General features: G+C 52.2%; 8 protein-coding genes. 1 reads left to right on the forward strand and 7 read right to left on the reverse strand.

Annotated elements, in window-relative coordinates; genetic code table 11:
- Positions 1 to 30 precede the first annotated feature (30 nt).
- From E1297_RS47475 to dusA, 3 genes are read right to left on the reverse strand one after another with little or no spacing between them, the layout of a single operon-like run.
- Positions 31 to 813 (reverse strand): hypothetical protein, encoded by a 783-nt coding sequence (locus E1297_RS47475; RefSeq protein ID WP_209016425.1) that lies wholly within the window; start codon positions 811 to 813, stop codon positions 31 to 33.
- Positions 810 to 1,634, reverse strand: a complete 825-nt coding sequence (locus E1297_RS47480) for a sulfite exporter TauE/SafE family protein (RefSeq protein ID WP_155151294.1) — start codon at positions 1,632 to 1,634, stop codon at positions 810 to 812. Before E1297_RS47480 ends, E1297_RS47475 begins: the two co-directional genes overlap by 4 nt.
- 28 nt (positions 1,635 to 1,662) lie before the next feature.
- Positions 1,663 to 2,685 carry a tRNA dihydrouridine(20/20a) synthase DusA gene (dusA, locus tag E1297_RS47485; protein ID WP_155151299.1) on the reverse strand — a complete coding sequence of 341 codons (1,023 nt, stop codon included), beginning with the start codon at positions 2,683 to 2,685 and terminating at the stop codon, positions 1,663 to 1,665.
- A 461-nt stretch (positions 2,686 to 3,146) separates the two neighbouring features.
- On the opposite strand from dusA, the gene E1297_RS47490 reads away from it, so the two are divergent.
- A complete protein-coding gene (locus E1297_RS47490) occupies positions 3,147 to 4,322 on the forward strand; it encodes a site-specific integrase (RefSeq protein WP_155151303.1) in 1,176 nt (391 codons plus the stop codon).
- 193 nt (positions 4,323 to 4,515) lie between these two features.
- On the opposite strand, the gene E1297_RS47495 is transcribed toward E1297_RS47490, so the two are convergent.
- The 4 genes from E1297_RS47495 to E1297_RS50005 form a co-directional block, all read right to left on the reverse strand.
- Complete coding sequence (locus E1297_RS47495) at positions 4,516 to 7,776, reverse strand: type I restriction endonuclease subunit R (RefSeq protein WP_155151306.1); 3,261 nt, start codon at positions 7,774 to 7,776, stop codon at positions 4,516 to 4,518.
- Positions 7,773 to 9,131 carry a restriction endonuclease subunit S gene (locus tag E1297_RS47500; protein WP_155151309.1) on the reverse strand — a complete coding sequence of 453 codons (1,359 nt, stop codon included), beginning with the start codon at positions 9,129 to 9,131 and terminating at the stop codon, positions 7,773 to 7,775. The genes E1297_RS47495 and E1297_RS47500 overlap by 4 nt, the downstream gene beginning before the upstream one ends.
- Complete coding sequence (locus E1297_RS47505; protein ID WP_368669871.1) at positions 9,131 to 11,368, reverse strand: N-6 DNA methylase; 2,238 nt, start codon at positions 11,366 to 11,368, stop codon at positions 9,131 to 9,133. The genes E1297_RS47500 and E1297_RS47505 overlap by 1 nt, the downstream gene beginning before the upstream one ends.
- A 155-nt stretch (positions 11,369 to 11,523) precedes the next feature.
- Positions 11,524 to 11,772, reverse strand: a 249-nt coding sequence (locus E1297_RS50005) for a hypothetical protein (protein WP_209016426.1), incomplete at its 5' end; no start/stop codon positions are given.

The following is an 11,772-nucleotide window of genomic DNA, read 5'->3' on the forward strand; positions in this document are numbered from 1 at the left end:
AACCCTCCAAATCCTAAGAATGACAGGACGTTACGGGGATTCGATCCATTCCGCCACACCACCAGTGAACTCAGGCCGAAAATAGGCAATCATCCGTCCATCCGGTCCCGCGCTTGCATTTTCTCCCCAAGGTGCGACGCCGTGCAAGCAATGGCGGTGCAGCAAATAGGCTTCGCCCGGCTTGGCCGGAAGTTCGATCCGAGGGCAGGTATCAAAAACCTCACGTCGCGCCGACTGGTAGATTTCAGTTACGTCTGTGTATCCCAACTGCGCAGCGGGCACTCCGGCGACAGCACGTTTGAAAGCCGCCCCCATGACCTTATGGCTGCCTTCCCACAAAACCATGGGAGAGGCATCGGCACTGGCCTCACTTAACGGGATGCCTAATATCCAGGCATGCGGCTCATCCACCTGACGTCGCCTGTTCGGCCCCATGGGTTTTAGCCCATCTACATGGGCTGCATCCCGATTGGCACGATAGCGCGCAGCAGCTTCACCCTCTCCTCGTCTTGGTCGCGGATAACCCGGATAGATAATCGAGACCTGCCCTTTGTGCAGATCAAGTCGTCCATAGTGATTTTCCACAAACTCGATCGCACTTCCGGACAAGACAGCAGAGCCCGCCACCCTGCCCCGAGCGTCATTATCCAATGCATCGACCCCGATGAACCAAGTACCCTCGCAATCGTGCCACTCAGCATGTGCAGGATCAGACACCGATGTTTTTGCCGAAGGCAGAACCTGCTCTACCCAGTTTGACAGTACCGGGTCATGGGGGAATTTGATCCAACCCTTTTCGAGAAACTCGCTCACCAGCCCAGCGCCTTTCGCAACATGTTCAAAGCCACCAGCGTCAGGAACACCGCAAAAACCCGCTTGAGCGGTTTGGGGTCCATCGCATGTGCCAACTTAACACCCCACGGGGCGGTTATCATTGTCATCGCTACCACGATGCCAAACGCGATCAGGTTCACGGCTCCGATTGTCAACGGTGGACGATGTTCAGGAGCGATGTCCAGAAACAGAAACCCCAGAACCGAAGGGACCGCGATAATCACGCCAAATCCGGCGGCCGTGGCGACGGCGCGGTGGATCGGGGTGTTATACAGACTCATCAGGGGCACCCCGAAGCTGCCTCCGCCGATCCCCATCAGAACAGAGAGAAAACCAACCGAAGGGGACAGCGCAGCGCGCCGAAGACCTTTGGGCATAGCATCACCCAATCGCCATTCTGAGCGACCAAGCCCCAGATAAGCCCCGATCACCATTCCCAATATGCCAAACAAGGCCTGAAGCATTTCAGTATGCAGCGCTGATGCAACCAGAACCCCAAAAATCGCCCCGATCACAATTCCCGGACCCCAACTGCGCAGGATATCCCAGTCGACCGCACCCTTTTTGTTGTGGCCCATCACCGACCTGACCGACGTCACGATGATTGTCGCCAGCGAAGTCGCCAGACACATCTGCATCAACTGCGGCCCGCCATATCCCAGCGTCTGGAAGGCATAAAAAAAAGCTGGAACCAGAACAATACCACCGCCAACGCCAAGCAATCCAGCCAGAACACCGGCCAAAGCCCCGATTGCAAGCAAAAGGCCCAGCATCTGGGCCAGCAACATCGTCTCGGGCATCATCCCCCCATACCGGCTCAGGGCCGTATCAAACTGCTCTTTGCACTTGTTCCTGCGGCATCACGCGATCAAGCGCCTGCAACAAAACCTCTGGTCCTGCATGATCCCGAACCGCACCCTCAGACAACATTCTGCGCCACGCACGTGCGCCAGGGCGGCCCGCAAACAGACCTAACATATGCCGGGTGATCTGGTGCAACCGACCACCGTCGGCAAGGTGTTGTTCGATATAGGGCACCATTTTTCCGACAACTTCAATCGGATCAGCAGCCTTCCCAGTCTGGAAAATCAACGGATCAGCCTCAGCGAGGATATCGGTCGGTTGATGATAGCCCGCACGGCCAATCATGACACCGTCTAGTCCCGCTTCCAAATGTTCGCGCGCCTGTTGCAACGAGGTGATGCCCCCATTGATCGAAACATGAAGATCGGGAAACGCAGACTTCATCCGATGTACCAGATCGTAGTCGAGTGGTGGAATGTCTCGATTTTCTTTTGGGCTCAGTCCCTGTAGCCAAGCCTTGCGCGCATGAATCGTCACCCTTTGGCACCCAGCTGACTGAATTCGTTCGAGGAATTCTGGCAAGACCTCTTCCGGCTCCTGCTCATCCACCCCGATCCGGCATTTGACCGTGACATCGACATCGACTGCTTGGCGCATAGCCTCGACACACTCGGCCACTCGCCCCGGATCTTTCATGAGCACGGCACCAAAAGTCCCGGATTGCACCCGGTCCGAAGGACAACCACAGTTCAGATTTATCTCATCATACCCCGCATCAGCCCCCATCCGGGCCGCCTGCGCCAGTTCCTGCGAGTCCGAGCCCCCCAGTTGCAGCGCAACCGGATGCTCCTGAGGATGATACTCCAGCAAATGCAGCGCCCCACCCCGGACCAACGCCGGCGCGGTGACCATTTCAGTATAGAGCAACGTTTCCGAACTGAGCAGCCTATGCAGATAGCGACAATGTCGATCCGTCCAGTCCATCATTGGAGCAACGCTCAATCGCGCACTCCGCCAGAGATTTGTTTTTACGTCAGGATTTGTCATATTCAACTCTGGCGCGCTATCCGCAGGATGGTGTAGTTTTTCACTTTGCTGTCGTCCCGAAGTGCTCGTTGCACTGCAGGAAGCAAGTCGCTGATTGCCAGCGAAACAACAGTACGATTGTCTGTCTCGCATATATGCCCATCAAAAGGGAAGTGGAACGGGGCAGCGCCGTGTGATCGATCAATAACATATCTGTTTGGTTTCAGTCGCCTCCAAACCAATTGCGATGGTCCGAAGCCCTTCAAAGTCTTGGATTTGATCTGGCGACTAATCCATTGTCACACTTCTGGATCAGTTGGTGCGGTCGAGAAGACACACTCAGTGCAGCAGGTTGTTGCAGGCTGAAGCACGAACACTTTAAATTCAATAACTTACCTGGCGCCCTGTTGCCAGGCGCCGCATGCAGATGCAGAAAATCGCAAGTCAAATGTGGGGCTAATTGTGGGGCCGAAGGCAAGGAAATGAGTAGAACAAGACACAAACTAAGTGCGTCAAAAGCTAAAAACGCTGAAGTTGGAACCCTATACGACGGTGGTGGTCTGCAACTTGAAAAGACATCCCGAAGCTCAGGAAAATGGATCTACCGCTACAGCCGCCTTAGCAGAAGAAGAGATATGGGGTTAGGGCCGTACCCCAGCATTAGTTTGGCTGATGCCCGTGTGGCAAGGGACCATTGGGAAAGCGTCAAGAACAACGGTTGTGATCCAATTGACGTTAGAGAAGAGGAACTCGCTCAACAGAAAATCGAACAGAATGCTTATGATCCGATTTTCGAAGACGCTGTGTTAAGCTGCCTCAAACACAATGCGGCCAAGTTGAAAAAAGGTGGGGTTGCCGGCAAGTGGCGTTCTCCACTGGACACCCATGTAATTCCGAAACTTGGGAAGCGGCGTGTTTCCTCGTTAAAAACCCATGACATCAAACGGGTGTTGGAACCGATTTGGAAGAACCACAAGCCGACCGCCGACAAAGTAGTTCAAAGAACGAAGATGGTGTTGAATTACTGCCTGGATCAGGACGCCAAAGTAGACCCTCTGATCGTGAATAAAGCGGTAGGCCGTCTTCCTATTGTCAATCATAAAACTGAAAACATCGAATCCACTCCTTGGCAGGATGTGCCCGCCTTATACCGTCGCTTGAACAAGTTCACCTCTAGCAATCTTGCATTAAGGCTGGTCATCCTAACCGTTCAGCGAGCCGACAGTGTCTGTGGAGCACGCTTTGACGAGATTGAAGGTGATGTTTGGACTGTGCCCGCAGAACGCATGAAGAGTAACGAGAGCCAAGCTGAAGACTTCCGTGTCCCCTTGTCGGCCGAGGCAATGCTTGTTGTAGAGGAATGCAGGAAAAGACGGAAAAACGGATTTCTGTTTCCTGGACACAGAAGTAAACCAATTCATGGGAACTCTCTGTTGAAGGCGCTCAATGAACTGGAAGAACCGGGTCGACCTCATGGATTTCGAAGTAGTTTTAAAGACTGGCAGCGTGAAACTCATCCGGGCCTAGAATCGATTTCGGAGACATGTCTTGCTCATAAAGTTGGCAACAAGACCGAACGGTCATACCAAAGGTCGGACCTACTGGAACCACGTCGCAGCCTGAAAGCCAAATGGGCAGAATTTATACTGGGAAGCTGAACAGTCGGAGCCGTTGGCCAGTTCACCAATGCGATTGGTCTTGTGACCTGCGATGCGCTCCAACACTTAGGTCAGCCATGGTGGCCACCATCAATGGTGGCCACCATGGCCCCCTACGGAACACGCTAGGTTGAGTTCACCGGGCAGACATACAGACCAAGATGTAATCGTCAGATCAGCTCTGCAATTTTACCTACTTACTCCGATCCCTGTTGAGCAGCTCATATATGATGTCGGCAAAAACACTCCCTTTCTCGGGCATGGACAAGAGCTGGGTCATTTGTTTCTGGTGTACCGCGCTGCTGTCCAGAATTGCATCCTCAACCGCCTTCTGGAAATCCCCCAGCATAGCCTGCTCTTTCGTATTGTTGGCGATCTGGGTCATCACACGACTGTTTTCACGAACTTTGTCGGAAATCGTCTGCGCATAGTTCACCATGTCGGCGTCCGACAAACCATCTCCTGCAAACAGGTCATTCAGGCGCGCAATAATCTGTGAAAGCAACTCTTCTGACTTGTCCTTAGCGACACCACTGCCAAGGCCAGATCCTGGCTCTAAACCTTCGTGCCCTCCCACCGCCAGAGACAGGTTTTGCTGCTTCAGCTTGGATAACCGGTAGTGGCTGAGGGCCACATCTTCCAAGTCAATGAACTCGTCATCTACATTAGCCTCTCTAAGAAGGGGACCCAGATTTCGAGCAAATAGGCTGAGCTTTTCGAGATCCTTGTCATCGTAGTCGACGATCTGGGAAATGAACTCATAGAAGCGAACATAAGTCCCGAGATCCTTTTTGAAGATCTCCAGTGCGTCTTTTTCTTCTTTACATTCTTTGAAGTGCTTTTCGGTGTTGGCGATCAGGACCGCGTCACCAGATTTCTTGGCTCGCTCGAAGGTCTCGTACGCAATTTTGTATGCCTCTACCGCCGACTTGTATCTGCTCGTCCATCTTTCAACGGCTGGCTTACAAATGTTTGAGATCGCTGCATTGCTTTTGTTTTTTTGCAGGTAGGCTTCGCAAAACTGTTCGACTTCTGACCATTGAAAGATGCCGGTCGCTCTTAGTTTTTCAGAAAGGTCATAGACAAGATTGGGGTTTGATACATCGATGAGCTCGGCAGTCTGGTAGTATTCCTGGAAAGCGCTCAGGATGTCTTCGGGCTCATTGAAGAAGTCCAACACATATGTTCCGCTGATTTTCTTACCTGGATATACGCGATTGAGCCTCGACAAGGTTTGCACACACTCAACGCCAGCCAACTTTTTGTCGACATACATGGCGCACAATTTGGGCTGATCGAAACCAGTCTGGAACTTGTTGGCAACGATCATCACCTGGTATTCATCGGTGTCGAACGCCTTGCGCATGTCCCGCCCTTTTAGGCCAGGGTTCATACCGTGCTCGGTGAACTTCTCACCGACCAGACCGGCAGCATTCGGATCGCTCGCTTTGAACTCGACCTCCCCCGAGAACGCCACCATGGCATGGATCTTATCGTATCCCTTGTCCTGAATGTACTTATCGAAAAGCAACTTATAACGAACTGCCTCTTTACGAGAACTTGTGACGACCATGGCCTTCGCCTGTCCACCAAGCAGGCCCATGATGTTGGCCTTGAAATGCTCAACAATAACCTGAACCTTCTGGGCGATGTTGTAATCATGCAGCCGCACCCATTGGTTCAGCTTGACCTTGGCTTTCTTGGCATCGACCTCCTCATCGGCTTTTTGCATTTTTAGCGCGAGGTTGTAGGCCACCTTGTAACTGGTGTAGTTCTTCAGAACATCGAGGATGAATTCCTCCTCGATGGCCTGCCGCATGGAATAGACATGGTAGGCCTCCGGCAGGTTCGTCTTGGACGGAGGTTCCGCAGGATTTGGTACGCGCCCGAACAGCTCAAGGGTTTTCGTCTTTGGCGTTGCCGTGAACGCGAAATAGCTGAGGTTTGGCGAAGCCCTGCGGGACGCCACAGCGGCATCCAGGATATCCTCCGAGGTCATCTCCTCGCCGTCTTCCTTGGCATCAATCGACAGGACTTCCTTCAACTGCCTTGCCGTCGATCCTGACTGCGAAGAATGCGCCTCATCCGCGATGATCGCATAGCAGCGCTCTTTCAGGCTTGTGCTGTTCTCAATCGCTTTCAGAACATAAGGAAAGGTCTGGATCGTCACGATGATGATGGGCTGCGACGCTTCCAGCGCCTTCGCCAGTTTCTCAGACTTCGACCCATCGCCCTCCTGACGATTGATCCGGCCAACCACACCATCCGCATGCTCGAACTGATAAATCGTTTCCTGCAACTGGTCGTCTAGCACAGTCCGATCTGTAACGATGATCACCGAGTTGAAGGTCTTGTTGCCCTTTTCATTATAAAGCGACGCAAGCTGATGCGCTGTCCAGGCAATCGAGTTTGACTTGCCCGACCCTGCACTATGCTGGATTAAGTACTTGTTTCCTGGCCCTTCATCTCTGGCTGCGCCGATCAGCTTTCCGACCACATCCCACTGATGATACCGCGGGAAGATCATGGTTTCTTTCTTGTACTTCTTCCCCTGCCAGTCTTCTTTCTCCTCGATCTGCAAATGCATGAAACGGGCGAGGATGTTCAGCAGATTGTCGGGTTGCAGCACCTCTTGCCAAAGATAGCCGGTTGCGTATTCGTCCTGGTTTTCGGGAACATCATTGCCGGCGCCGCCTTCTTTAGTACCCTTGTTGAACGGTAGGAAGAACGTACCATTCCCGTCCAGACGGGTGGTCATGTAGACCTCATACTGACTGACCGCGAAATGCACCAATGCACCACGCTTGAAAGTCAGCAGTGGTTCCGGCTTTTTTGTAGCAGGATCAACAGGAAGGCGGGTCTTCTTATACTGGTTTATGGCGTTTTGAACGGATTGTTTGAACTCGGACTTCAGCTCCAACGTTGCAATCGGCAGACCGTTCACGAACAGAACCAGATCAATACGCCATTTCTTGGCTTGTGTACCGGACCCGTCCAGATGTTCTTCGGTGGCATAGGGAGAGTAGACCAGTTCGGGCACGATACGCAGCCGGTTTTGCTTGTAGCGAGCCAGCGTATCTGGGTTCAGGTCGTGTTCGGGTTTGAACTGGCACAGCTTGAACTTGGCGTTGCGGTCCTTGATGCCGTGGCGCAACACACCGAGAGTGCCAAAGGTGCGCAGCTGGGTGTTGAGCGCATGTGGATCAGCCTTTTGCAACTGGCTGACCACCCGGTTGAGCAGTTTGCCCTCGGGGTCGGTGGGATAGTTCTTGGTGTGTTTCTGCCATTCTGTATCCTGCGTGTCTTTCACAAAGCCCAACAGGTCTTCTGGGTACAGCGCTCGTTCGCTGTCATAGTTGGCGGGTGAGCCCAATTGCCATCCGGCCGCGATCAACTGCTGTATCATCTCGTCCTGAAAGACGATTTCCCTGGTCTTGCCGGTTGAGATGTTCATGCGGCTTCTCCTTGGGAGGTTTTTCTGTCAGCTGGAGGGCGCCAATCACGCACATCCACCGCACCAGTGACGGCAGCAGAAATCAGGGCTGAGCGACGTTCTTGGAGGAGTGTGATGGCGGATTGGGCTTTTCTGAGCAGCTTGTCCAATGCTGGAACCACATCTTCCAAATGTCGAACGATTTCATATTGTTCTGTAGCGGGCGGCAACAGAACACAGAACTTTCTTAGGTCCGCTTGAAATAGATGAGGAACGCCCATTCCGTCCTGCATACGTTTAATAACATTTTGCGTGTATTCTGATTGGAACCAGAAATAGAGGTAAATACTAGCCAAGCGGCCTGAACTACGGATGACGGCAATTGAGCTGTTTACGGTTGCCGGGCGAGGCAAATCACGAACAACATTGGTTGTTCCAGTGGTTGAGCCATCTTTTGTAACAAGCACGTCTCCGACTTTGAGGGCAATTTCAGGAGACTCATCATAGCGTTCTTGGGTGATGAAGTTGACGTTTTCAAAGTCAATTTGATCACTCTTTATGTTTGGTGTCGCAAGGAAGATGTACCCATCGTCAACGTATTCGTCTGCCTTTAGGCCTTTCCAACCCAAACGAGCTTTGATCGAAGCTTCATAACCCAAATAGCCAACCTCCCAATGCGCCGGCACGTCGCCGAGCCAGTCGATACCCGAGGGGCGTAAGGGGGTGTTGGGGTTCAGGCCCTGAGTAACCGCATGACTGATCACCGCCTGTCGTTTCTCCTCCAAAAGCGCGATCAATCGCAACTGCTTGGCGATTAACTCATCAATCCTTGCCGTTTCATGATCGAGAAAGGCAGCGATTTGGGTTTGTTCGGACAGAGATGGGACTACAGCAGGGAATTTCGTGAATGCTGCATTCGAAAGATGAGTTTGGTTAACTCCATCATCAAATCGCAAAAAGTAGTTGTTGCGGTTTAGCAGGTAAAAAAGAAATCTTGGGTCTGCCTCAGTTGCGCGCAATCTGCATACACGTTGGTTCACAGCATAGGGGCCAGAGTCTTTGACGAAGTACGCTTTCGCCAAGGCCCTGCCGTTTGGCAAATCACTCATTACCATCAAAACATCTCCAATCTTGGTTGGAGTTAAATTGCGGGTGCAGTATTTAACTTTTTGCCCTTCGGTCGATACAAAGCGAGAGTTGACACAAATGTAGCTTCCATCTTCATCGATGAATGGTTCGTGAGCCTTTCCCTGCTGAAATTCTACTAAAGTTGAAAGTCTCTTAACGCACCAGTTCTCAGGAATTGTTTTCGACCACGCCACCCCCGAAGCTTTGTAAGCTGGATACGGTGCATACTTTCCAACATCCCCCTCCATTAAACATGTACCTCACGCAGCAGATCCATGATCTCGGCGCTGACCGCATCTAACTCAGCATCGATCTCAACCAGGTCGCGGGGCGGTTGGTAGATATAGAACTGTCGGTTAAACGGAATTTCATAGCCGACAATCCCGATCTCTCCGTCAATCGCATCCACCTTACCGCCATCGATCCAGGCGTCCGGTACGTGGGGTGTGACCTCGGTCGCGAAATAGGCCTCATTCACCGCATTCACGCTTTGCGACGGGCTCAGCGGCACATTCTCGTTATCCCGCAGATCGCCATCAGGTTTGTATTCGATGGTCTGGCCATTCACCTCAAACAGGCCATAGGTCGGGTTCGGCCCTGTATTCTTGTGCACCTTTTTGATGACCTTCTCGGCCCTGGGGTTCTTCCAACTGACGGCGGCCGTGATCTGTTTCTTGGTTGTAGTGTCCAACGCAACACCGCTCGCCTTCAGCACTTTGTCATAAAGATTCATATCGTCATACTGATCGGCGCCGATCTCGAATTTTAGTTCCCTAGCCTTTTTCAGGATTTCCAATTGTCTGCGCCATGTTCTTAGGTCCAGCGCATCCTTAATCTGCGTTTCCTTCAACTCGGTGAACTCAGCTTTGATATGGGTGCGGATTTCATCCTCATATGCATCGAGAACACCATAATCCGCGCCCTCCTCATCCCAACCTTTGCCGTAGGTGTCATAGATCCAACGGGTGATCGCATTCAGCGGCTTGGGCGCAAAACGCAGGGTTTCGATGCGATCATCACTGAACTGATAACTTTCCCTCAGTGGGCGTTCGATGGTCAGGCGGCGGTAACCAAATTCATGTGTTTCAAAGATCTTTGAGGCGAACGTATTACCCTCCTCCGCAGTAACCGCCTCGAACCCTCCGAAACAGCGGGTGATCTTTGCAATATGGCTGTCCTCAAGACGTTTGCGCTTGGACCCTAGGGATTTGCGCATCTTGCCGAATAGATCGACGCCATTGATCAGCTGCACCTTACCCTTGCGTTCAGGGGCTTTCTTGTTGGTCAGCACCCAGACATAGGTGGCAATGCCCGTGTTGTAGAACATGTCCGTTGGCAGGGCGATGATCGCCTCCAGCAGGTCGGATTCCAGAATGTGTCGGCGAATTTCGCTTTCGCCCGAACCTGCACCCCCGGTGAACAGTGGAGAACCATTCAGGATGATACCAATGCGTCCCCCACCCTTGTCCGTATCCCGGATTTTGGAAATGAGGTGCATCAAGAACAGCAGTGATCCGTCCGATACTCGGGGTAAGCCCGGACCAAAGCGCCCGTCAAACCCTTTGATCGCGTGCTCGTCCTTGATGTCTTTCTCGATCTTCTTCCAATCCACACCGAAGGGCGGGTTTGAGAGCATGTAGTCGAAATTGTCGCTCGCCAGCTGGTCCTGCGAAAGAGTATTTCCCAGTTTGATGTTGGTAACGTCCTGCCCCTTGATAAGCATGTCCGCCTTACAGATGGCGTAGCTTTCCGGGTTCAGTTCCTGCCCGAAAGCCCGCATGACGGCTGCGGGATTTAGTTTCAGGACATATTCCATACCGGCGGACAGAAAGCCTCCGGTGCCAGCAGTAGGATCATAGATCGTACGTATGATGCCCTCTTTGGTGAGGGCTTCATCATCTTCCATAAATACAAGGGAGGTCGTCAGATCGACGATGTCACGGGGAGTGAAGTGTTCACCAGCGGTTTCATTGGAGCTTTCCGCAAAGCGACGGATCAGCTCTTCGAACACTAGCCCCATGTCATGGTTCGAAATGACTTCCGGCCGCAGATCAGCGCTTTTGACTTGCTGAACGGCCTTGTAGAGCAGATTGGCATCATCCAACTGGGCGATGAACTCACCGAACTTGAAGTGTTCAAAGATTTCACGGGCGTCGGTCGAGAAGCTCTGGATGTAGCTTTCTAGGTTATCCTTGATCCCGCTAGCACCAAGAGAAGCGAGATCCATCTTGGAGGTGTTGTAGAAGGAGAGCTTAGAGGCCCGGAGCAGGATTTTCTCCTTTGCCTCCTCTGGAAGTGGTGAGTTTGTCAGTTTGTCAGCCTGAGCCAATACTTCGGCTTTGTTTGCTTTCAGAACGCACTCAAGGCGGCGCAAAAGCGTAAAAGGCAGGATTATTCGGCCATACTGGCTCTGCTTGAAATCACCACGGAGTAGGTCAGCAAGCGACCATATGTATGAGGCAAGGTTGTTTGTGGATTGAGACACTGAATACCCTAAGAATCTGCTTCGATCTTTTTTAAAAGAACCTAAAGCAACCTCGGGCCGGAAGTATAGGGCGAGACGTCTCTACTTAAGTAAACCAGTGGATGATTAGCGAGCGAGCCATGCCGCAAAGCATTCACCGTGGCAGCTTACTCGATCTAGTTCAGCATTTTCAGAAACATCTTCTGATCACCGATCATCGCAAGGTAATTTATGTAGATAGGCCGAACGTCCACCGGCACATTAGGAGCATGTTTCCAAGCGCCCTCTTCGACCCTCGTCAATTCTCCCAGCTTGTCCGAAATCAATGTTGAAGGCATTACCGATTGCGACGCTGCCTGTGCTTCAAACCAAGCGGACCCTCCATCAGTTCTCTGGTTATGGAGGTTTCCCAGCGTTGTTTCTGC

Source organism: Roseibium sp. RKSG952 (genome assembly GCF_009711355.1).

Excerpts from the sequence above, each read along its gene's own strand:
- E1297_RS47490 (WP_155151303.1), top strand. The coding sequence starts at position 3,147 with ATGAGTAGAACAAGACACAAACTAAGTGCGTCAAAAGCTAAAAACGCT.
- E1297_RS47495 (WP_155151306.1), bottom strand. The coding sequence starts at position 7,776 with ATGAACATCTCAACCGGCAAGACCAGGGAAATCGTCTTTCAGGACGAG.
- dusA (WP_155151299.1), bottom strand. The coding sequence starts at position 2,685 with ATGACAAATCCTGACGTAAAAACAAATCTCTGGCGGAGTGCGCGATTG.
- E1297_RS47480 (WP_155151294.1), bottom strand. The coding sequence starts at position 1,634 with ATGCCCGAGACGATGTTGCTGGCCCAGATGCTGGGCCTTTTGCTTGCA.
- E1297_RS47500 (WP_155151309.1), bottom strand. The coding sequence starts at position 9,131 with ATGGAGGGGGATGTTGGAAAGTATGCACCGTATCCAGCTTACAAAGCT.